21 protein-coding genes are annotated in these 20748 nt (G+C 73.1%); 11 read left to right on the forward strand and 10 right to left on the reverse strand.

Annotated features, from left to right (window positions below; translation table 11 throughout):
• Nucleotides 1–458 precede the first annotated feature (458 nt).
• The 5 genes from ACN20G_RS31610 to ACN20G_RS31630 all read left to right on the forward strand — a co-directional run bounded on the left by ACN20G_RS31610 (nucleotide 459) and on the right by ACN20G_RS31630 (nucleotide 4248).
• The gene (locus tag ACN20G_RS31610) at nucleotides 459–1010 is read left to right on the forward strand and encodes an RNA polymerase sigma factor (protein WP_424217407.1); all 552 of its coding nucleotides are present in this window, start codon (nucleotides 459–461) and stop codon (nucleotides 1008–1010) included.
• The gene (locus ACN20G_RS31615; RefSeq protein WP_424216671.1) at nucleotides 1001–1711 is read left to right on the forward strand and encodes an Asp23/Gls24 family envelope stress response protein; all 711 of its coding nucleotides are present in this window, start codon (nucleotides 1001–1003) and stop codon (nucleotides 1709–1711) included. Before ACN20G_RS31610 ends, ACN20G_RS31615 begins: the two co-directional genes overlap by 10 nt.
• Complete coding sequence (locus ACN20G_RS31620) at nucleotides 1711–2118, forward strand: Asp23/Gls24 family envelope stress response protein (protein WP_424216672.1); 408 nt, start codon at nucleotides 1711–1713, stop codon at nucleotides 2116–2118. The genes ACN20G_RS31615 and ACN20G_RS31620 overlap by 1 nt, the downstream gene beginning before the upstream one ends.
• A 114-nt stretch (nucleotides 2119–2232) precedes the next feature.
• On the forward strand, nucleotides 2233–3324 hold the full coding sequence (locus tag ACN20G_RS31625) for a questin oxidase family protein (RefSeq protein WP_424216673.1): 1092 nt from the start codon (nucleotides 2233–2235) through the stop codon (nucleotides 3322–3324).
• 219 nt (nucleotides 3325–3543) lie between these two features.
• Nucleotides 3544–4248 carry a lysophospholipid acyltransferase family protein gene (locus tag ACN20G_RS31630; RefSeq protein WP_424216674.1) on the forward strand — a complete coding sequence of 235 codons (705 nt, stop codon included), beginning with the start codon at nucleotides 3544–3546 and terminating at the stop codon, nucleotides 4246–4248.
• Between the two features lie 275 nt (nucleotides 4249–4523).
• Here ACN20G_RS31630 and ACN20G_RS31635 read toward each other — a convergent pair whose 3' ends face one another.
• The 3 genes from ACN20G_RS31635 to ACN20G_RS31645 form a co-directional block, all read right to left on the reverse strand.
• A complete protein-coding gene (locus ACN20G_RS31635; protein WP_424216675.1) occupies nucleotides 4524–4775 on the reverse strand; it encodes a DUF6296 family protein in 252 nt (83 codons plus the stop codon).
• Nucleotides 4776–5194: 419 nt separating this feature from the next.
• The gene (locus tag ACN20G_RS31640) at nucleotides 5195–5740 is read right to left on the reverse strand and encodes an excalibur calcium-binding domain-containing protein (RefSeq protein WP_424216676.1); all 546 of its coding nucleotides are present in this window, start codon (nucleotides 5738–5740) and stop codon (nucleotides 5195–5197) included.
• A gap of 223 nt (nucleotides 5741–5963) precedes the next feature.
• On the reverse strand, nucleotides 5964–6734 hold the full coding sequence (locus tag ACN20G_RS31645) for an isoprenyl transferase (protein WP_424216677.1): 771 nt from the start codon (nucleotides 6732–6734) through the stop codon (nucleotides 5964–5966).
• Between the two features lie 367 nt (nucleotides 6735–7101).
• Here ACN20G_RS31645 and ACN20G_RS31650 point away from each other — a divergent pair, with 367 nt between their 5' ends.
• From ACN20G_RS31650 to ACN20G_RS31665, 4 genes are all read left to right on the forward strand, one after another.
• Nucleotides 7102–8043 (forward strand): N-acetyltransferase family protein, encoded by a 942-nt coding sequence (locus tag ACN20G_RS31650; RefSeq protein WP_424216678.1) that lies wholly within the window; start codon nucleotides 7102–7104, stop codon nucleotides 8041–8043.
• A gap of 407 nt (nucleotides 8044–8450) precedes the next feature.
• The gene (locus ACN20G_RS31655) at nucleotides 8451–9032 is read left to right on the forward strand and encodes a hypothetical protein (protein ID WP_424217408.1); all 582 of its coding nucleotides are present in this window, start codon (nucleotides 8451–8453) and stop codon (nucleotides 9030–9032) included.
• A 192-nt stretch (nucleotides 9033–9224) separates the two neighbouring features.
• Nucleotides 9225–9497, forward strand: a complete 273-nt coding sequence (locus ACN20G_RS31660; protein ID WP_424216679.1) for a hypothetical protein — start codon at nucleotides 9225–9227, stop codon at nucleotides 9495–9497.
• A gap of 150 nt (nucleotides 9498–9647) precedes the next feature.
• Complete coding sequence (locus ACN20G_RS31665) at nucleotides 9648–10559, forward strand: GNAT family N-acetyltransferase (RefSeq protein WP_424216680.1); 912 nt, start codon at nucleotides 9648–9650, stop codon at nucleotides 10557–10559.
• Nucleotides 10560–10612: 53 nt separating this feature from the next.
• Here ACN20G_RS31665 and ACN20G_RS31670 read toward each other — a convergent pair whose 3' ends face one another.
• The gene (locus ACN20G_RS31670; RefSeq protein ID WP_424216681.1) at nucleotides 10613–11371 is read right to left on the reverse strand and encodes a hypothetical protein; all 759 of its coding nucleotides are present in this window, start codon (nucleotides 11369–11371) and stop codon (nucleotides 10613–10615) included.
• Nucleotides 11372–11550: 179 nt separating this feature from the next.
• Entirely contained in the window at nucleotides 11551–12555 is a 1005-nt protein-coding gene (locus tag ACN20G_RS31675; RefSeq protein ID WP_424216682.1) for a GlxA family transcriptional regulator, read from the reverse strand.
• 137 nt (nucleotides 12556–12692) lie between these two features.
• Here ACN20G_RS31675 and ACN20G_RS31680 point away from each other — a divergent pair, with 137 nt between their 5' ends.
• Nucleotides 12693–13331, forward strand: coding sequence for an HD domain-containing protein (locus ACN20G_RS31680; protein ID WP_424216683.1), 639 nt, complete (start codon nucleotides 12693–12695; stop codon nucleotides 13329–13331).
• Nucleotides 13332–13498: 167 nt separating this feature from the next.
• Here ACN20G_RS31680 and ACN20G_RS31685 read toward each other — a convergent pair whose 3' ends face one another.
• Nucleotides 13499–14179, reverse strand: coding sequence for a hypothetical protein (locus tag ACN20G_RS31685; RefSeq protein WP_424216684.1), 681 nt, complete (start codon nucleotides 14177–14179; stop codon nucleotides 13499–13501).
• Nucleotides 14180–14688: 509 nt separating this feature from the next.
• Here ACN20G_RS31685 and ACN20G_RS31690 point away from each other — a divergent pair.
• On the forward strand, nucleotides 14689–15552 hold the full coding sequence (locus ACN20G_RS31690) for an NPP1 family protein (protein ID WP_424216685.1): 864 nt from the start codon (nucleotides 14689–14691) through the stop codon (nucleotides 15550–15552).
• A 129-nt stretch (nucleotides 15553–15681) separates the two neighbouring features.
• Here the strand turns inward: ACN20G_RS31690 and ACN20G_RS31695 are convergent, their stop codons facing one another.
• From ACN20G_RS31695 to ACN20G_RS31710, 4 genes are all read right to left on the reverse strand, one after another.
• Entirely contained in the window at nucleotides 15682–15804 is a 123-nt protein-coding gene (locus tag ACN20G_RS31695; protein WP_424216686.1) for a hypothetical protein, read from the reverse strand.
• Nucleotides 15805–15975: 171 nt separating this feature from the next.
• Nucleotides 15976–17256, reverse strand: coding sequence for an ATP-binding protein (locus ACN20G_RS31700; RefSeq protein ID WP_424216687.1), 1281 nt, complete (start codon nucleotides 17254–17256; stop codon nucleotides 15976–15978).
• A 432-nt stretch (nucleotides 17257–17688) separates the two neighbouring features.
• Nucleotides 17689–19212 carry an SCO6880 family protein gene (locus tag ACN20G_RS31705; RefSeq protein WP_424216688.1) on the reverse strand — a complete coding sequence of 508 codons (1524 nt, stop codon included), beginning with the start codon at nucleotides 19210–19212 and terminating at the stop codon, nucleotides 17689–17691.
• Entirely contained in the window at nucleotides 19209–20720 is a 1512-nt protein-coding gene (locus tag ACN20G_RS31710; protein ID WP_424216689.1) for a hypothetical protein, read from the reverse strand. Before ACN20G_RS31710 ends, ACN20G_RS31705 begins: the two co-directional genes overlap by 4 nt.
• Between the last annotated feature and the right edge of the window lie 28 nt (nucleotides 20721–20748).

Here is a 20748-nt window from a genome sequence, read left to right on the forward strand (position 1 = left end):
CGTCGCACACGCGTCGTTGACGCACGGGTCCCCGTGGCGGACGAATCCTCCCCTCGTCCCGCAACCTCCCCGAACGCCCCGCGCGACACCCCTCGCGGCACACCGGCGCCGGCCGACCACCCGCCCCCGACAGGCTCCGGGCCCCGCCCGCGCCCACCACCAAGGGCCCGGATCACCCCGTGCCCACAGGGCCCACACCGGACGCCACGGCATCTCGGACCCCGGCACCACGGCCCGGCCTGATTGCCCATCATCGCTCCTCGGAAGGTCTCGGGACGGGCGATCCCGTCCCCCTTCCGACCCGGACGATCCGGATCCGTTACGCGGACCGCGTCCGAATGCCCGGTTCGGACGGGGGAACGCGACGGACCGTGAACCCCGACACCCGTACCCGGCCGGGGCACGGACCGACGACCGACGGCGAAAGGAGACCGGACGTGCGGGCGCAAGACAGCGCGATGCCGACGGCACCCAGCGACGACGGGCCGCTCGCGGCCCGCGCCGGCGAGGGCGACGAGCACGCGTTCGAGACCCTGGTGCACCGGCACGCGCCGGCCATGCTGCGACTGGCCGAAAACCTGCTGGGTAACCGGGCCGAGGCGGAGGACGCCGTGCAGGACGCCTTCGTCAGCGCCTGGCGCAAACTGCCCGAGTTCCGACACGACAGCGCCTTCCGCACCTGGCTGCACCGAATCGTCGGCAACCGTTGCCTGAACCTCCTGCGGGCCCGACGCCCGGTCGCCGACCTCGACGCCGTCCCCGAACCGGCCGCACCCGAACACCGGACCTCACCGGCCCGCGCGGCGGAATCGCAGGCGGCCGTCACGGCGTTGACCGAGGCCATGAGCACCCTCTCGGCGGAGCAACGGGTGTGCTGGGTGCTGCGCGAGGTGGAGGACATGAGCTACGAGAACATCGCGGAGGTGGTCGGAATCAGCCAGGAAGCGGCACGCGGACGGGTGTTCCGGGCCCGACGTTGTCTGACGGAGGCGATGGCGGCATGGCGGTGAACCCCCCGGGCGCCCCGCCCCCGCGCCACGCCCCCGACACCGAACACCTCCCGTGCGGCCGGAACCTGGCCACGCTCTGGGACGCGTGGGAGGCCGGCGCCCCCGAACCCCACGACGCCGTCTGCCCGCACTGCGCCGCGGCCCTCCGGGATCTCACCCACCTGCGGCACGCCGCCCTCACCGTCCACGCCCCCACCCCGCCCCACGACACCCCGGACGCCTCCTCCCCCTCCCTCGACACGACGGCCCTGACCGGCCGGATCATGGACGCCGTGCGCCTCGAACTGCGCCCCGGCCACCGGCTGCCCTTGGGCGGGAGCGACGAGGACACCTGGATCCACGAATCCGCCGCCACCCGCACCCTGCGCACGATCACCGAACGCGTCCCCGGCGTCCGCGTCCTGCGCTGCGGCATCCTCCCCTCCACCACCGACGACCGCGCCCCGGTGACCACCCGCCTGGAGATCTCGGCCGGCCACGACCACGACCTGCGGGACCTCGCCGACCGCGTCCGCCGGGCCGTCCGCACCGGCGCCGACCACGAACTGGGCCTCGCCGTCTCCACCGTCGACGTCCACATCACCGACCTCCACGAACCCGCCACGCCCACCACCCCGCCCTCCCCCGCCCTCCCCCCTCCTCCCGCGCCCCGCACCCCCGGCCCCACCACCCCCCACACCCCTCCCCCGGAGCACCCCTGATGCCCCCGTCCCCCGCCCCCGCGCTACCCCCGCCCACGAACCCCAACGGCACCACCACCCTGCCCGCCCTACCCGACACCCCCCAAGACCCCACCCTCCGCGCGGTGCTCCAAGTCCCCGGCGTGGCCTTCCTGCGCCCCGGACCGGCGGGCCTCCTCCTGGCGGCAGCCCGCCGCATGGGCCGACTCCCCACCCCCACCCCACCCCGCGAACCGACCCCCAGCGGCCTGCGCCTGCGCCGCTCCCCCACCGGCGAGGTGACCGGCGCCCACGTGGACGTGGTGCTGCACCGAGGGCACCGGGCCCTGGACGTGACCCGCGCCGTCCGATCGGCCGTCCACGCCTCCCTCCCCCCGAGCCCCGACACCCCCCTCTCGGTGACCGTCACCGTGACGGGCATCCTCTGACCCACCCCGAACTCCCGGCCGCCCCATAGGTCGAAAGGTGTAGGGCGCATGGGGGAGGCAGTTCGGTCCTCGGTCGGATCCGGGCCCGACACGAGGCCACTTAGCGTGACGGACATGGACATCGAACGTGACGCGAACGCAGGACGCGGGCTCGTGCCGACAGACGCCGGGGGTCGACTGGACGAGGCCCTCGGCCGGCTGCACCGGACGGGGCCGGAGCTGTGCAACTCCCTGTCCAATCACGCCCCGATGGTGGTGGAGAGCCTCGCCGCACGCGGACGGCCCGAGGCGGTGCACGCCTGGCTGGACCGCTACCGGGGACGGCTCGCGGAGCTGCCGGTAGGGCTCTGGCCGGTCACCGAGGAAAACTGGCGGGAGGCCCTGGGACGGGAGGACCGGGTCGGGGACTGGACGGCCTTCTTCCTGCGCGAGACCCGGTCCCGCCCCTGGCCCGAGTTGCTGGCCCACTGGTGGCCCCGGCTGCTGCCCGGGCTGTACGGGCACGCCACCCACCCGGTGATCCGCGTCGGCCACGCGGTCCGGGCCCTGCGGCAGGTCTCCACCCCCGAGGGGGTGGCCCCGGTCGGCGCCCGACTGGACGAGTTCGCCCACGCCCTCGGCTATTGGGCCTCGCACTACGTGCCGGTCTCCGGTGTCGGCACGGCCCCCGGCGCCCCGGACGCGGCCGGCGCCCTGGCCGCGGTGCCGGGGATCGTGCCGAAGACGGGAGGATTCCTGCGACGGCTCGGTCGGGTGGAACGACTGCCGGTCTGGGCCGCCGAACCGATCGAGGCACAGCGGGCGGAGCAGTCGCTCCGGGAACTGGTCGCGGCGGCCACCCACCGGTACGCCGAATTCGGTCACGGCGACCCTGTGATGCTGGTGCACGCGGCCACCGCGCCCAACGCGGTACTGCGGGTGCTGCCGTCCCTGCCCACCGCATGGTGGCCGGAGAGCCTGAGAGCCGCCTGGACGGCCTCGGCGGCGGTGACCGCCATGTACGGGACGACCGAACCCCGCCCGCACCCGGTCCCGGAACGGGCGGACTCGGAGGTCACCCCCGGGACGGTCGCCGAACTGGTGGACCGCGCCCTGCGTCACGGGGACGAACACGTCCTCAAGTTCGTGGACACCGCCCTGGACGTGGGCGACGGCCGGGCCGTCACCGCGGCCCTCCGCGCAATCGAATGGGGCGAACCACTCTGACCCCACCCCACCCCGTGCCCTGCCACCCCCTCCCGTCCGGCATGCCGGCCTCGCCCTCGGCACCTCGCGTCCCGTCCCGAGTACGCGCCGAGTCCGATCTGAGTACCCGCCCCCATGCCCTCCGTGTCCCCGCACCGCGACGCTGTCACCACCCCGCGAACACACGCCCACCGGCAGCCCGTCGCACCCGGCAGCTCGCCCCACCCATCGGGACCCACCATGCTCAGCAGCCTCGCCTCGGTCCTCGCTCCGGCGTTCGGCCGGCTCACCGTCACCGCACGCGATCACACGGACCGCATCGCTCCCGGCAGCATCCTCGTGGCCAACCACACCTCCCTCGCCGATCCCGCCCTCGTGCTCGCCGCTCTGCGCCGCCGCTTCGGCGCCGAGCCGGTGGTCCTGGCCACCGCCGGACTGTGGCGCGTGCCCCTGCTCGGGTCGGCCCTGGCCCGGGAAGGGCACATCCCCGTGCATCGTGGCACCGCCCGGGCCGGTGACGCCCTCGCCGGCGCCGCCCCCGCCCTCGCCGCCGGCAAGCTGGTCCTGCTGTACGCGGAAGGCCACATCCCGGAGGCAGCGGATTCCGGCGATCGCCCTCCGGAGCCGTTCCGCACCGGCGTCGCCCGCCTTGCCCTGGCCACGGGCGCTCCCGTGGTACCGATCGGGCAGGCCGGTGCCCGCAGGATCAGTTCGGGAAGCACCCTCAAACAACTGGCCGGAGTACTCACGGCACCCGTGCGCCGGCCGTCCGTGCACGTGCACGTCGAACCGCCGATCCACTTCCCGGCCGGACTCTCCCTGCCCGAGGCGACCGCCCTGGCCCACAGCGCCGTCACCAGCGCCTGGCGCGTCGCGGCGAACACCCTGCGCACCACGCGGCGCAGCGACCCGACCGCGAGCCCGAACGTTCCCCTCGACCGCTGACTCCGCATCCCGTCACTCGACATGCCCGCTCCCCCGGTTCCCCCGGCCCTTCGGCCGCTCCTCGGCTCGTCCTGCGGTTCATCGTCCCCGGCGCCCCCACGCCGTGACCTCCCCCGCGCGAGGGATTCCGCTCCCCCGCGCGGGGGATGAGCCGGACCGGACCGGACGTCCACCATGGCCGCATGACATCGATCAACGAACACACCAGCGGCATCGCGCACTCACCGCGGACGGACACGGCCGCCGCGACGCGTCGCGGCGGGCCGGTCGACACCTCACGCCGACGGGCGCCGGGCGCGCACTCCGTGAGGCGGGCTCTGTCGCCCGCCGGAAGCGAGCATCCGGACCTCGCCCCGGTCGCTGATCTCCGCCCGGACGATCCCGCTCCGGTCCTCGTACACCGGGTGGCCGCCGGCGCCGGTCCCAGAGGTCCGCGTGACGAGGAGCGTCTCCTCGGCGGCGGATCCGTCCGCCGAAGCCGGGAAGAGCAGTTCCCACGTATCGGGACGCTCCGCGTGCTCACTCATCTCCGACCCCGCCCCCGTCGACCACCGCACCCGTTCCGGCGCGGCCCCCCGTGGGCCGAGGGGCGGTCATGGCAGTCAGAGCGATACGACGACGCATCAGGGGCGCACCTTTCACCGGCAGTCTCCCGGCCCCTCATCGGGGCCGAAGCATCTCGACCACCGCCTACTGCCGGCCTGGATCACCGCTCATGCCCGACCGCCGGGCCGAACCCTCGATCGGGTGAGGAGGTAACGATCCACCACGCGACAACCGGCTCACAACAGCCGCAAATCCCACCAAACCATGCCCCAATACCTCCTCAAGTGCTTACGCCGTAAGCACTTTTCACCCGCCGAGCAGAGCCGACGCTCACGCCAACGGCCCCGCGACCGGTGCCGGAGTCACGGTGGGGGACTCCGGCACCACCCTCACTCAAGCCTCATTCACAACCGACGCCGTCCCCGTCCCGGTCCAGGTGCCGGCCGTAACCGGGTTCGCCGACCCTGACCGGTGCCGCGCCGGCGGCACGGGCCGCCGAGCAGTTGCGGTAGTAGGTCGCGGATCCACCGCCACTCCCACCGCTCCCCGAACCACCCGAACCCGAACCGGAACCGGAGACGGTCTCCGTCACCGTGGCTGTGACGGTGGCCGTGGCGGTCGTCGTGACCGTCTCCGTCACGGTGACCGTGGGCGTGGCCGTGACGGTCGGAGTGGAGGTGGGGGCGGCGGTCACGGTCACGGTGACGGTCGGGGCCGCACTCGCGCCGGCCCCCGACGCCGCGCCGACCGGCTGGGTACCGCCTCCCGTGCCGCAGGCCGCGAGGGCCACGGTCCCGAGCAGCACGGCGGTCGCCGACACCGCGCGCAGGGCGAGCGCGCGCGGCCGGAGGGGGCGCTGGTCGGTGTGTCGACCCGATCCGTACGGCGTGTGCGCGGATCCGTCGGAGGGCGTGGCGGAGGAACCGGATATCCGGGAAGAGGGCATGGTTGAGCGACCTTCTGCTTGCGGGGACGCCCCGGTCACCGGGCGCGACGCGGTGCGGCGTTCGCGCGGGAGGGGCGGCGTCATCGTGCCATACGCCGCATGACGACGGATGGACTGTTTTCGGCCTTTCCGGTCCCATTCCGCCCCACACCGCCCCGGCCCGGTCCGGCCTTGGGGCACGGGCCCGGGCACCCCATCCCCGCCTGCGCTCGTGACCTCGGTCTCAGCGGCCGTACCTGCGGTCGCGGTGGGCGTAGGCCCGCAGGGCCCGCAGGAGGTCGATCTGGCGGAAGGCGGGCCACAGGACTTCCACGAAGTGGACCTCGGCGTAGGTGGATTGCCAGAGCAGGAACCCGGACAGGCGCTGCTCGCCCGAGGTCCTGATGATGAAGTCGGTGTCGCGCCCGGCGGAGGAGTACAGGTGCTCGGAAATGTGCCGGATGTCGAAGGTCTCGACGAGGTCGGCGGGGTCACCGCCGTCGCGCATGTGCGCTTCGAAGGCCGCTTTCACGGCGTCGACGATCTCGCGGCGGCCGCCGTAGCCGACGGCCACGTCGACCTTCAAACCGCCTCGGCCCTCGGTACGGGCGGCGGCCTGCTTGAGGGTCGCGGCGGTGTCCCCCGGCAGGAGGTCGAGCGCGCCGATGATCTCGATCTCCCACGGGCCGTCGGCGATCTTGGCGACGGTGTCCTCGATGATCGCGATGAGGGGCTCGAGTTCCTCGGCGGGTCGGTTGAGGTTGTCGTCGGAGAGCATCCAGAGGGTGACGTGTTCGAGGCGGGCGGCCACGCACCAGGACAGGAACGCGGAGACCTTGGCGCCGCCGACCCGGTAGCCCTCGCGCGGATCACTGTGCCCGGCCCCCCGGGCCCATCGACGGTTTCCGTCGAGCATGATCCCGACGTGGGCGGGGCGGGGGGCCCCTTCCAGCTTTCGGGACAACCGGCGTACGTAGACGCTCTCCAACGCCGAGCGAACCGCTTTGAGGGTCATGTGCACCGCTCCCCTTCTCCCTCACCGTGCGCGAGGGCTTCGTCACCGTACCGTGACCGGTCCGGCTCACCCACACGGGAACCGGTCGGGTGGTCCGCCGGGTGCGGGCTGAACCCGGGAGTCACCGGATATGGGGACACCGCCCCGCACCGTCACCCACACGTCAATCCCCCGACGGGCCCGCGTCGACGTTCCCGGAGCCAGGTCGTGTGCGCGTCGAGAAACCCGGGGGCGAACAGCGAAGGGGGGGCGAACAGCGCCGTGAGGGTGAGGCGGGTGGTCGCGTTCTCGACGGAGCGCTCCACCAGCCCGCGAGTTCCGGGCGGACAGCGGGCCACGCGCGGTCCGGACGCGGGCAGTTCGGCCCGTGCACGGTTTCCGACTGGACCGTGTCGACGTTCACGTCACGCCCTCCCCGCACCAGGAGGACGGGACGTCACGTGCGGCCACAGATCGACGAGAGCGTTCGCGCGGTGATTCCTCGGCACGAAGTCCCAGCGGTCGGAGCCCACGTCGGGCCGGCCCCCGTACGTCACGCGAGACACCTCGAAGCCGGCGCCACGGTCGAGAAGGCCGGGGGTCCGCTCCCACCACCGGACCACCCCAGCGAGACCGGCACCGAGGGCCACAAGGGCGAGCGGCACACCGACCAACCACCGCCCCGCACGTCGCGACGAGGCCACTGTGTCGCTTTCGCAGCCGGCTTCGGCCCCGCCATGGCCCCACCCCGCTTGCCCTCACACATATCGGCAGCGCACGGGCAAGCGCACCGCCCGCGCCCTCCTCGACCACTCCCGGGAACTCGCGTGACCACCGTCCCCACACCACCCCCGGCGCGCGCTCCCTCCCCGCTTACCTGCGTCACGCCGTTCCCGAGAACGCCCGAGAGCGGGTCGCGACCCTGTACTGGAAGGCGTTCGGGCGCAAACCGGGCCCTGCACTCGGCCCTCCGGAGCGGGGGCGCGCGTTCCTCGCCCGGCACCTCCACACCGGCCGGGCCGTCATCGCCCTCGTCGGCGGCCGTGCCGTGGGCGTGGCCGGGTACCGGTGCCGTCGGACGGGTGTTGACCGGCGGCGGGGTGCGCGATGTGCTCGACGCCTACGGGACCCTGCGCGAAATGCCCCCGCCGAACCCATCCCGTCACCGGGCGAACCGGTCATGGACGGCATCACCGTCGACCCCGCGCACCGCGGCGCCGGCATCGGCTCGGCGCTGCCGCGCGAGACTCTCGGGATGGCCCGCGAACTCGACTGCCGACAGGTCCGTCTCGACGTGATCGACCTCAACCCGCGCGCCCGGGTTCTGTAAGAGCGGCACGGCTTCCCGGCCGTGCGCACCGAGCGCACGCGGAGGCTGCGCCCCCTGCTCGGCCTCGGCGCGGTCGCCACGATGCTCCACCCTCTGCTCCCGAAACGAACCACCGCATGACCCGGCCGCCCCCATCCGACCGCCCCGAGATTCGCACCCAGACGGAAGGATGGACGGAGGGGAACCGCACGAGGTCACCAAGAGCCTGGAGATGAGCGATCAGAAGGTGCGCCTGTGTGTCGGACAGCCGATGGAGGAGGAACGGCTCACCCGCGTCGGGCGGGGCCGACGGACCGTACCGACAGCCGTGGCCGGCCAACACGGCACGATCGACCCGAACGTGGACCTGATGCGTTTCGCCCCACCGCCAAGACCAGGGGCTCGCCCTCCGGGGCGGAAGGCGGCATCTGTTCGCTTTCGCGATCTCCGAATGGGAACGAGTTGCCCGGAACTCTCCGCGCTACCGCCTCCGCACGCTCGGCGCGGCCCCGATCCAGGGCGGCCCGCACGCGAGCCCGCATCCGATCACCGCCCGAGTCACCGCGCACGCGCACCGACTCGACGTCGGAGACACCTTCACCACATTCACCACGTCCGAGCCCCGCCAGCGCGGCACTTCACGGCCAGGGGAGGTGGCGGCCGCACTGGCCCCTGCCGGAGATCGCGGCCCGTCACGAGCGTCTCGCCGCCCACGCCGAGACCGTCCTCGCCTCACCGGTGCCGCCCACGCGGTCGGCCCGGCTGCGCACGGCCGTGGGACTCGCCGCACTCTTCGCGTACGCGATGCATCCGGACCCGCCGCTGCCACCGAACTGCTGCCCGGTCGGTGGCCGGGGCTTCGGGCGCGCGACCTGATGGCACGTTGCCGGGAGGGGGGCCACGGTCTCCGGCACGGCGGCGCGGGAGAACGAGGATCCCTCGATCCGCTTGTTCACGCGCCGGCCAGACGCGCTCCGCCCGGCTCTGCACCCAGCGACGGAAGCGACTGAAGCGACTCAAATTCAGACATGAGTCAACCAAATTCGATCAAAATCATTCATGGAACGACACGCCGCGTTCCCGGAGCGAGCACAAAGCCGATGGTGAGCCTGCAGCGCGGCGCGTCAACTTCCCGATGCGCCAGAGCGGGGCACGACGCGATCGCACGAGTGACCGCGCCCCGTCGGCCTCGTTCCCCGGGCATGTCGATCAAGAACCCCACCTTGCGCCTGGCGACCCTCACCGCGAGCCTGCCCCTCCTCCTCGGCGCGGTCGGCGTCCCCGCGGCCCTCGCGGCCCCGGCCCCCGACCCCGTTCCCGGCGCCGCCGTCGGCGCGCCCCTCACCCCCTTCGACGTGCCGGCCGCGGGCTGCACCGGCAGCCCGGACCACAAGGCGTCCAGCACGGCCGTCACCGATCCCGCCCCCGGCACCGGCCCCCGCGACAACGGCCACGAGATCCGCCTCGTCTGCTGACCCACCCTGCCCACGACATCCCCGCCCCGCGCGCCCGCCCGGGGCGGGTTCCGCTCCGACCCAGCCCTCGTTCCCCGCGAAAGCCGGTTGCCGAAGGGCCGGCCACGGGACATGATCCCAGCGATCCCGCCCGAACGAGGAGTACCCCGCATGCAGTTGCACGTCGCCCCCGCCGACGCGGAGTCGGCACACGTCGAACGCACCGTGTGGACCGCCGTCGACCCCGCCTCGGGAGCCGTGCTCGGCACCGCCGACCTGCGCCTGTTCACCGACCAGGGGCGGCGCGGGCTCGCCGAGACCGACGTCCGGGTCGAGGCCCCGCACCGACGCGCCGGCGTCGGCGACCGGCTGCTGGGCGCGGTGATCGACGCCGCGCGAGCCGACGGACGCCGCACCCTCGCGGCCGGCGCGGACGCCGATTCCCCCGGCCTCGCCTTCCTGACCGCCCGGGGCTTCCGCCCCGTCCTCACCCTGCGCCACGCCCGCCTCGACCTGGCCGCCGTCGAGCCGGACTCCCTCGCCCTGGCCTCGCTCGCGGCGCCCGGATACCTCGTCGTGGCCTGGTCCGAGCGGGTGCCGGAGGCCCTTCTGGACGCGTTCGTGGCCGCCCGCGCCGCGATGGACGACATGCCGGTCGGCGAGGCCGAGGCCGGCCCGCTCGCCTGGGACCGGGCACGGATCCGGGCCGTCGAGCAAGCCGTGCTGCTGCGTGGGGAACACCTGAGGGTGGTCGCGGCGTTGGACCTTCCGACGGACCGGGCGGGGGTCCGGGGCGAGGCCGAGGCCGGTGGGCGGATGGTCGGCTTCAGTGAGCTCGTCGTGCCCGCTTCGGGCAGCGGGGACGCCGAGCACTACGGGACCGCCGTGCTGCCCGAGCACCGGGGCCGGGGCGTGGCACGGCGGCTGAAGGCGGAGGCGATCGTGCGGACGATCGCCGAGTTCCCCGAGGTGAGTGGCCTGCTCACGGACACGGCCGAGGAGAACACGGCGATGCGCCGCGTGAACGCGGCCCTGGGCTATGCGCCCACGCACACGACCCTGCGCCTCGAACTGCCCCTCTGATCCGCCCCTCCGCGCCTCCGCCGGCCCTGACCGGACCTGGCCGCCCGGTCCGCTCAGCCCGTCGCGATCCAGCCGAGTTGCCCGCCCGAGACCTGCCCCTCGCATCCGGCCTGGTGCGATTCGAAGAACTCTCGCTGCTTGCCGACCATGCAGCGCATCAGCGGCAGCGTCGCCACGTCGGTCGGCTGACCGCCGTGGACGGAGTGGATCCAGCCGAGCCGCGAGACGTACGTCTGGCCCTCGCAGTTCACGTCCGTCGAGAGGAAGTTGTCCTTGCGGACCACGCAGTGATAGATGGGCACGGTGCCTTCGCGGGGGCTCGTGTAGAGCTGCCCGAGGGCGCCCTCCACCCGGTAGCCGACCGGCACGTTCCAGACGGTGCTGATGTGCTCGCCGGTGGAGCCGATCAGCCGGTTCAGGGTGCGGGTCGGGGTGGTCATGGCCGGTTCTCCGGAGCACGTGGCCTTGACCATGGCCTGGTAGTAGCCGTTGGTGATCTCCATGTACAGGGGGCCCTCGGTGACCCGGCACTGCGAGCCGGTGAAGCCGTATTCGGCCACCTGTCGGTTGAGGTGGTCGTAGGCGGCCGCGCCCGCGATGTTGAGGGGGCCGCTGCCGATGCCGGTCAGGTAGAGGGTGACGGGCCCCGCGTTCGCGGCCGTCGCGGCCGGCGCGGCCGGCATGGCCGGTGCCGCCGGTGCGTTCGTGGCGGTGACGGGGGCCGCGCCGGCGGGCGCTGCCGAGGTCAGGGCCGCCGCGAGGGCGGCCGCGGCGGCGAGGAGGGTGGTGCGGAGGCGTGAGGTACGGGGCACGGTGTGTCTCCCGGGGCCTGGGCGCCGTCCCCGTCCCGCGGGTGCGCGGGCATCGGGGGTTGACGCGGGTGGTCCGCCCGGATCGGGCGGATGCGACCCATTCCATCGGTGACCCACCGTGTCGGACCAGACACTCTTCGGACGCGCTCCGGCCGATTCCCACGCCGTCGCCCCGGTCGTCACGCTGTCGTCGTCGTGAAGCGGGCCCGGTAGTCGGAGGGGGTGGTGCCGAGGTGTCTGGCGAAGGCGCGCCGCAGGGTCTCGTCGCTGCCCAGGCCCGCCCGCCGTGCGACGGCCGTGACCGCGTGTCCTTCGAGGAGCAGTCGGCAGGCGAGGTCGACACGGACGCGTTCCACCCAGCGGGCGGGGGTCGTGCCCAACTCCGTCCGGAACAGGCGGGTCAGGTGCCGGGTGCTGACGGCGGCGGAGGCGGCCATCGACGGCAGGCTGTGGTCGGCGCCCGGGTCGGCGACGACGGCGTCCGTCAAGGCGCGTACCGCCGCGTGGCGGGTCGGCGGGGTGTCGAGGGCCGTGGAGAACTGGGACTGCCCGCCCGGCCGTTGCATGAAGACGACGAGTTCACGGGCGATCTCGCGCGCCGCGGCGGGTCCGTGGTCCTCCTCCACCAGGGCGAGGGCGAGGTCCAGGCCGGCGCTGATGCCGGCCGACGTGAGGTAACGGCCGTCCCGCACGTACAGGGCGTCGGGTTCGACGCGGACCGCGGGCCGGCGCCGGGCCAGGGCGGCGGCGTGCCGCCAGTGGGTGGCGGCGCGTCTCCCGTCGAGGACCCCGAGTTCGGCGAGGAGGAACGCGCCGGTGCAGACGGAGGCGACGCGGCGCGCCCCCGATCCGTCGAGGAGTCGGGCCGCCTCAGTGAGCGCCGGCTCGATCGGCGCTTCGGCGAGGCGGTCGCCGCCCGCGATCACGACCGTGTCGACAGCCGCGTGCGGAGTGCCGGCCGGGGCCGTGTCGACGAGCCGGGAGACCGGGACGGAGCCGCCGAGGCCGAGCCCGGACGAGGTGCGGATCTCGCCGCCGTCGGGGGAGGCGAGGGTGATCTCGTACGGCAGGCCGAGGCGTCGGGCCTGCGCGAGCACCTCGACGGGACCGGTGACGTCGAGCATCGTCACCCCGTCGAAGGCCAGGAACACGACGTGCCGGGTGCCCGGGATCGGAGCGGTCATCGTCGCGATGTCCGAATCCGAGGGGTACGTGTCGTCAAGGACATGGCCCCACCCTACCGCCGCCCCGCAGGCTGGGATCCGTCGAGCACCACCCGGGACTCGACCACCGCGAGCGGCACGATCGGAAGGCGACTGTGATGACCGAGGAGATCGCGGGGATTCGCATCCCCGACAGCGCGTTGGCACGCGAGGCGACGGAACTGGTGCGCGAGGCCGCCACTCCGCTGGTCTTCCACCACTCCCGACGCGTGTTCCTCTGGGGCGCGCTCCGGGGGCGCGCGGACGGGCTCTCGTACGACCCCGAACTGCTCTACGTCGGCGCGCTCCTGCACGACCTGGGGCTGACCGAGCGGTACCGCCGCACCGACCAGCGCTTCGAGATCGACGGCGCGGACGAGGCGCGCCGACTGCTCGCCTCCCACGGGATCGTCGACGAACGCGCCGACCGGGTCTGGACGGCGATCGCTCTGCACACCACCCCGGAGATCCCGCTGCGCATGGCGCCCGAGGTGGCGCTGGTGACGCGGGGCGTCGAGTTCGACGTGCTCGGGCTCGGACTGGACGCCGTGACCGACGGGGCACGGGCCGAGGTGGTGGGGGCGCACCCGCGTCCCGGGTTCAAGAAGGGCATCGTGGAGGCGTTCGCGGAGGGTCTGCGGGACCGTCCGGCCACCACGTTCGGGAACGTGAAGGCGGACGTGCTGGCGCGCTGCGAACCGGGCTTCCGCCGCACGGACTTCGTGGAGGTCATCGAGGGTTCCGCCTGGCCCGAGTAACCCGCCGGCCACAACCGCCCCGGCCCGTTCCCCCGGGGAAGGCCCCGCACGGCGGGTGAAGGGGCGGCGGCGGGGCGGGCCCGGCCGGCGTCGCCCGGGGTGGATGCTCGGCGCCCCGGCCGGAGCGAGGCTCGGGAAGCCGTCGCCCGTGGGCGCGGGCCGCTCGGTCAGCCCGACAGCGTCGCGGGCCGGGGCTCCGGCCACGGCGGGTGTGGGATCGCACCACCGCCGTGGCCGTCGAAGATGCGGGCCACGCAGGGCAAGGGGTCGACCGCGCACACCACCAAGGAGTCCACGCGGGTCGGCAGGCCGCGGAAGAAGGGGCCGACCCACAGGGTGAAGGAGAGGACGAGGGAAGCCACCGACACCAGGGCCACGGCGGCGACGACCGGGGCCACGAGCCGCTCCACCCACACACCGGGGATGACCGCGAACAGCAGCCGCGCGACGAGCCCGACCGGGACGCCGACGCCGAAGGCGTACATCGCCGCGACCCCCGGCGGGTACCCGAGCCAACGCGCGGCGCCGCCGATCGCGAGTCCGGGCACCAGGCCGGAGCACACCGCCAACGGCATGCACAGGTCGTCGGCTTCGTCGTCCTCGCGCGACCACCACTCGGACCGCGGCGGGTGCTCGGAGGCGGGAGGGGCGGCGGCGTTCTCGGAACGGGGCGCGGGCGGAACGACGTCGACGCCGGTGTCGGGGTCGGTGTCGGGGTCGACACCTTGGCCGAGCGTGGCGGCGGTGGGGTCGGGCGCGGGAGTGGACGCGAGGGCGGGCTCGACGAGACGGAGTCGACTCGGACGGGTTCCGCCGAGCGGGGGTCGGAGCGGGGGGCGGTTGTTCACGGCGGGGACGGTACCGGTGCGTCCCGGGCCGCCGGATCACCCTGCCGAGCCTCAGGCCGTCGGGAGCCGGGAAGACGGGGAATGAACATCGCCCGAACGGACGATCCGGAATGCGGTGGGACGGGCGACACCTCGCGGAGGAGACACCGACAAGCCCTGCGGTGACAGGAACACGCCAACCTCGCGCCACCCCCTCCCCCCGCGCACCACCCGTGTTAGGTTCACACCGCCTCACCCCCTGCGACCGCCCGGCACGCCCCCTCGCACCCCTCGCGCACCCCCTCACGGGACGACGGCCGACCCTCCGTCGCCTGACTCCGTGCGCCCCGACGATCGAGCGCGATCCCCACCCGTCCCGGACCGGCCGGCCCCGCGGCACCCCGCACGCCCGCCCCGAACCGGAACGTGTCCCCGCACGGCGCCGCGACGTGCCCCGAAGCGCACACCGCCGCACGGCGGTCCGCCGGCGAGGCCGACCGGCCCACGACCCCCGGAATCCGAGGAGACCCATGCCCCACGACGATCCGGCGGCGGGCGCCGCCCACGCCGACCGCACACCCCGCCCGGACCGCACCGTCCGCACGGTCCGTGCCGACCGACCGCGCACCCGCCGCCGGCCCCGGTGGGGCGCGGCGCTCGCCGGCGCCGCGTTGACGGTCCTCGTCGCCGCCCCGGCCGCGCACGCCGATCCGCCGCACAACCTGCCGCAGAACGCCGGTGGTTGGGAGCAGTCCTTCTCGCCCGCGTACGACTACGACGGGGACGGCTGCTACGCCACGCCCGCCATCGGCCCGGACGGCACGCTCGCACCGGGGCTGAAGACCACCGGAGCGGTGAACGGCAGCTGCCGCGACGCCTCCGACCTGGACAACTCGCAGACCTACGCGCGCTCGAAGTGCAACAACGGGTGGTGCGCGGTGGTCTACGCGTCCTACTTCGAGAAGGACCAGGCGGTGGCGGGCAGCGGCCTCGGCGGGCACCGGCACGATTTCGAGCACGTCATCTCGTGGATCGACGTCGCGGCCGACCGCGTGGAGTACGTGTCGACGACGCAACACTCCTCGGTGCGCACCTATCCGCGTTCACAGGTGCGCTTCGACGGCTCCCACCCGAAGGTCGTCTACCACAAGGACGGGGCGAGCACCCACTTCTTCCGCCTGGCCAACGGAAACGACGAGCCGCCGGAGAACCACTACCACCAGTGGCGCTATCCGCCGCTGGTCGACTGGAACGGCTTCCCGAGCACCGCACTGCGGGACCGCCTGGTCAACGCCGACTTCGGGGCGGCCACGATCAAGACGAAGGACGGCCGCTTCGAGGACCTGTTGGCGAACTCGAAGCCGGCGGGCATCCCCTTCGACCCGAGGGCCTGACGACGCGACGGGGCGCCGCCTCCCTGGGACGGGAAGACGGCGCCCCCTCGCGGGCCGGCCGGGATCGGGGGCCGCGGCCGACGGGTCGTCACCCCGGCGCTCACGGCCCCGTTCCCGGCCGGCGGGACCTCAGACCAGCCAGCCGAGGAAGTGGAAGAAGCCGGCGAGGATGTCGGTGAGGATGTTCATGAGGAAGCGTTCTCCTTGGTTGTACGTGTGCTGGGACAAGGCGGTCGAAACGGTCTGCAGCACGTCACTTCCGCACCACCAGAATCACCAGTCGCACGTGGCTCTTACAACCAAACGGGCGAACATCACCCGTTCGAGGGATGACCGACAGTCCGTTCGACAACTACTCTGAGTGATGACCAAGAGGGTGACCCCTCACCGAAAGCACCGGGGCCGATCGACCCACCACCCCACTCAGAAATGGGACTTCACGTGCTCATTCCCACCCAATTCCGCGACGCTGGACCGCATGGCACCCGCCCTCGCGGGATCCGCCCCCGAGCCGCCGAACCCGCCCGAGCCACCGGGAGTCCGTTCACGGTCCGTGCTGTACAGCCGGCGCTCCATCGCCGTCAGCGTCATCGCGGCGGCGATGCCCGGCCGCGTTCCCACCTTGATCAGGTACTTGCCCCGCCCCGGGTGAACCGCCTCCGGGTCCGCGGCGTCGAGTCCGGTGCCGGCGGCGGCGGACCACGAGCCGATCAACGCCCGCTCCTGCTCGGTCAGCCGCCGCTTCCCGGTGACCCGCGCCAACTCCTCCTCGCCCGAGGCACCCAGGATCCACGTGTCACAGCGATCCATCAGTCCGCGCGCCTTCGCGCGATCGGCCTCGGTCGGCAGCGACTCCAGGTCCAAGAGGCTGTGCGCGCAGTAGACCGACACGTCACCGTCGGCGCGGTTGAGACGGCTGATGGAGTCCATCGCCTCGACGAGCCCGGGACCGGCCCGCAGGGCCTGCCACATCTCGTCCATGGGCAGTACGAGGGAACGATCGAGCAGCCCGGTGGTGCGGGCGCTGTCGATCGCGGCGTACGTGAACGCCCACGTCGCGATGATCCCCGCCGTCAACACATCCCGACCCCGGGAGCGCAAGGGATGGATGTCGACGGACACGGCCGGCGAGTCCAAGGCGAGCGGGGTTGTCGTGGGACCGTCGAACAGGCCCTTGAGCGGCCCCGACACGAGGTTGTCCAGGCCCGCGACCACAGAGCGGGTGAGGTCGGTGTAGACGGCGCCCTCGGCGGCCAGCCGTTCCCGCAGGGGGACGGGAGCCTGCCGCAGCACCCGGATCACATCGGGGACCGTCGGATCGACCGTCGGGTCCGCATCGGCGGCGAGGTGCACGGCGCAGGTCAGCGCCGACCGTTGGATCGCGTCCGGCGCACGCCCCAGCCCGTGCTTCGTCGCGAGCAACGCGCCCAGCGTCTCCAACCTCCGTGACGCCAGCACGTCCCGCACGGCCGCCTGCTCGGAGGCCGGCAGACGCGACCGGTGCGTACGCAACGGCCCCGAGTCCAGCGGGTTCAGTCGCCCGCTCCCGTCCCCGATCCTGATCACGGAGCCACCCAACTCCCGTACCAGGTCGCTGTACTCGCCCTTGGGATCGCCGGGCACGCAGATCATGTGCCCGTACGCCGCGTACGTCAGACAGATGCGTTTGACCAGCGCCGACTTCCCGGCGCCCGGTTGGGACATGACCCACACCCCCGGATTGGTCGTGAGCCGGCCCGTCCATCCGGCCGGGTCCACACAGACGAGTTCCCCGGTGAGCACGTCCCGACCGACCGGCACCCCCCGCGCGGGCAGCCCGGCACCGAGCAGAAAGGGATAGATCCCCGCCACCTGTCCCGAGGGCCCCGTGTGCACCCGCCCGGGATCCTCACCCGCGGCCCGCCCTCGCCACCGGCCCGACCGACCGAGCCTCCCGACCGAGGACGAACCGAACCGGGGCGGGAAACCGAGAAAGGAGGAAAGACCCATGAGGTGATCGCGTCCAAAGAACTGAGGCCGGAATCGGCGACGGAGCCAGAGGCAAGCAGCAAAGAGCAACAGCGCAAGGGCAGGGGCAGGGGCAGGGGCAGGGGCAGGGGCAGGGGCAGGGGCAGGCAACGAATACGGGTCAGGAGGTCAGTCCACGAGAGGGTGGCACCCCAGCGGCAGACCGGCCGCGAAGGTCGCGGCCTGCGCACCGAACGCGGGACGCAACCGGATGCCCCGGGTCGCCGCCACCGCGCGCTCGACCTCCTGACGAGCCGATGACAGGGCCTCGGCACTGTCCGCGGTCGCCGTCACGATCAACGTCCAGTCCACGACCTGCGCACCCCGCGCCGCTTGCGCGGCCGCCAGTTCGGCCCGCCGTTGGTCGGCGCGTTGGGCCCAGGTCGGTCGGCCCTTGAGGTGCACCGTGGTGTGCGCGCGGTTCTCGGCGTGGGCGATCTCGCGCTCCAGCACCGCCTGCCCCGCGAGGGGATCGAGCACCCGGTAGAGGAGCGTGACCCGGCGCTGGTACCGGCCCGGGCTGAGCAGCGGCAGGAGCACGCTGTAGGGCACGGGACGGTGCGGCATCTCCCGCAGCACCCAGGACTGGGAGACGGCACCGTCGTGGACGTACTCGGTGAACCCGTCCTCGGCGGCCTGCGGTCCGCACTCGCCCCAGGACAGCTCCCGGAACGCGGCGTCCGGGGCAGCCAGTGTGGCCGGCGCGGGATCGTACGCGCACCGGACAAGACGCCGCAGGTCGAGATCGTCCGCTCGACGCAGCACGTCGGTGCCGGTACCCGACAGGTCGATGGCGTCGACCGTGCGCAACGCTTCGGCGACCTTGTCGAAGAGCTCGACGTCACCGCTCCGTTCGGCGCCCCCGCGCACCCGCTCGCGCGAGGGCGAGAGTGAGGCAGCGTCCTCCGCGGAGAGTCCCGACGCCGGCCTCGGATCGACGGTGACGGTCAGCCACGGCACGACGGACGCGGTGGCCCGGGGAGTGGTGCGCACGAGTTCCTCGAGCAGCGCGCGGGCCAACGGTGGCGCGTCGGGGTCGGCGCGCAGGGCCACGTCGTCGGCGAGGGCCTCCCCGGCACCCGGCGTGATCTGGATCGTCACGGACGCCCCTTTGACGCGAGGGTCGCCGGCCATGCCGTCGAGGACGCCGGCCCAGCCGCGCACCTGGTTCTCCACCGTGAGGAGGGGAGCGGTGAGACTGCCGGCGGGGGCCAGCAAGGTGGTCAGGGACATGTGTCCGGTCCGCCGGTCGTGCACCACACCGACGGAACGACCGGTGATCGGATCGTGCGCCCGCAGGAGCGTCGTCGCAGCGGCGGGACCCGGCAGTTCGAGAGCATCGGGAAAGGGAAGCAGAACGCGGCGGAACGAGGTCTCCTCCGCGTGACTCGCGCGCCGCCAGCGATGAGCCGCCAGATGATAGGCGAGGGCCGACATGCCGTGAAGACGGGTGTTGGCCAGGGCGACTCCGACCAGGATGACGGGAAGGGTCAGGAACAGAGAGGAAGGAACGACCGTGCAGAGGAAGGCGGCCAGGGACAGGGCACCGACGGTGACCAGCGTCCCGGACTTGGAGAGGCCCGCCACGCCGTAACTGTGGCGGGCCCGGAACCCCTCGACGTGCAGGGGCGGAGAGGAGGTGTCGAGGGTCACGAGTCGCGATCCCCCGTCGTGAACGGTGCCTCGGCGCGGTCGGGCTCCCCGCCGGGGCCGGTGTCGAGCGGGCCCAGGCCGTCGAGCACGGTGAGCCCGAGCGCCCCGCCCGTACCGACGCCGGCCGCGAACCCGTGCCGCCCGTACGCCGAACCCGCCGCGCCCGAGCCGACGGCGACCGTGGACTGCCCGGACAGCAGACCGCCCTCGTCCGACGAATCCACGGGACCTCCCGTGGACAGGGAGACGGCCGGGGCAGGCACCCCGAGGGCCGTCCGCCCCCGTGCCGCCTGCCCGGGCAGCCTCGCCGCCGAGTCGGCCCCCAAGAGGGAAGGGCCGACGCCGACACCGGCCACGAGACCGGCCGACGGCATGCCGTGCTCCAACCTGCGCGCCTGGTCGAGCGCGGTGTGCCCGTGCCCACCAGCGCCCGAGCCTCGACCCGACCCGGTGCCTCCCCCACCGTCCCCGCCGCCACCGGACAACGCGCCGCCAATCCCTGCACGCACCTCCGAGACCCGCTCCGCCAACCGGGCCCCACCGGCCGCCAGCACGGCCCGGGCACCACCGTCGGCGAGAGCGTTGCCGACACGGTGGCCGACGGGCGAGAAGAGTCCACTCAACGCGACGGGCGCGAACAGGGCCAACACGATGGTGGCCACACCGCGCACCCACTCCAGCAGCACACCCGAGTGACCGACCTGCGTGAACCCGGCGCACACGATCAACGCGACCATCGGCTTGTAGACGACGACCACCATCACGGAGGTCACCAGCCGAGGCAGCCACGCCCTCGTCACGGCCCCGCCGATCTGTCCGGCGGAAGCGATCGGAAGAAGCAGACACTGCAGGGGCACGAGCGCCTCGCGCAGGAAGACGGTCAGCATGAGGCCGAACGAGACGATGAGGACGACGACCAACGCGGCGGCAACCCCGACCGGGTTCAGCTCCGGCGACACGACCAGCACACCGGTGATCCGCCGAAACGCGCCGTCGGGATCCCCGAGCGTGCTCCGCACCAACCCGAGTGCCATGGCGTCGCCGAGCCGCAACAACCCGGAGATCAACCCGAGCCCGCCCGCGCACAACACGGCGTTGATCGCGAACCCGCGAAACGCGATCCCGAGAAACCCGACCCGCCCACTGAGCGCGGCCCGCCCCGCCTGCCACAACAAACAGAACACGGCGACACAACACCCCACCCCGGCCATCATCCCGGGCAACACGGTCCCCTTCCCGAACAACCCGTTCTGCCCGAGGTTCACGGTAGGCAACGTCAAAGCCAACGCCAACGCCCGAACAATCAACCCCTGAGCCAACTCAACCCCAGCGTCAATAAACGGCGCGAGTGTAGAGTCCCACATAAAATCTTGCACACTGGAGACCATCGAATCAATCGGGCCAGAACTCTCACCACATCTCTTCTCGAATCTAGCCAGCGCTCCCAAGTCGGCCAGAAATCCAGTAATCCCATCATCACAGCCCGCATCCGAAGATTCACGTTCCATCAGCCTCACCTCTCGGATCCTCCGAACC

It is taken from the genome of Streptomyces dryopteridis (assembly GCF_049606955.1).
Lineage (GTDB): Bacteria > Actinomycetota > Actinomycetes > Streptomycetales > Streptomycetaceae > Streptomyces.

Coding starts and splice junctions, on each gene's coding strand:
- ACN20G_RS31625 (WP_424216673.1), top strand. CDS start 2,233: ATGGACATCGAACGTGACGCGAACGCAGGACGCGGGCTCGTGCCGACA.
- ACN20G_RS31700 (WP_424216687.1), bottom strand. CDS start 17,256: ATGTCCCAACCGGGCGCCGGGAAGTCGGCGCTGGTCAAACGCATCTGT.
- ACN20G_RS31635 (WP_424216675.1), bottom strand. CDS start 4,775: ATGAGTGAGCACGCGGAGCGTCCCGATACGTGGGAACTGCTCTTCCCG.
- ACN20G_RS31630 (WP_424216674.1), top strand. CDS start 3,544: ATGCTCAGCAGCCTCGCCTCGGTCCTCGCTCCGGCGTTCGGCCGGCTC.
- ACN20G_RS31660 (WP_424216679.1), top strand. CDS start 9,225: ATGTCGATCAAGAACCCCACCTTGCGCCTGGCGACCCTCACCGCGAGC.
- ACN20G_RS31675 (WP_424216682.1), bottom strand. CDS start 12,555: ATGACCGCTCCGATCCCGGGCACCCGGCACGTCGTGTTCCTGGCCTTC.
- ACN20G_RS31690 (WP_424216685.1), top strand. CDS start 14,689: ATGCCCCACGACGATCCGGCGGCGGGCGCCGCCCACGCCGACCGCACA.
- ACN20G_RS31645 (WP_424216677.1), bottom strand. CDS start 6,734: ATGACCCTCAAAGCGGTTCGCTCGGCGTTGGAGAGCGTCTACGTACGC.
- ACN20G_RS31610 (WP_424217407.1), top strand. CDS start 459: ATGCCGACGGCACCCAGCGACGACGGGCCGCTCGCGGCCCGCGCCGGC.
- ACN20G_RS31620 (WP_424216672.1), top strand. CDS start 1,711: ATGCCCCCGTCCCCCGCCCCCGCGCTACCCCCGCCCACGAACCCCAAC.
- ACN20G_RS31680 (WP_424216683.1), top strand. CDS start 12,693: ATGACCGAGGAGATCGCGGGGATTCGCATCCCCGACAGCGCGTTGGCA.
- ACN20G_RS31665 (WP_424216680.1), top strand. CDS start 9,648: ATGCAGTTGCACGTCGCCCCCGCCGACGCGGAGTCGGCACACGTCGAA.
- ACN20G_RS31710 (WP_424216689.1), bottom strand. CDS start 20,720: ATGGAACGTGAATCTTCGGATGCGGGCTGTGATGATGGGATTACTGGA.
- ACN20G_RS31615 (WP_424216671.1), top strand. CDS start 1,001: ATGGCGGTGAACCCCCCGGGCGCCCCGCCCCCGCGCCACGCCCCCGAC.
- ACN20G_RS31640 (WP_424216676.1), bottom strand. CDS start 5,740: ATGCCCTCTTCCCGGATATCCGGTTCCTCCGCCACGCCCTCCGACGGA.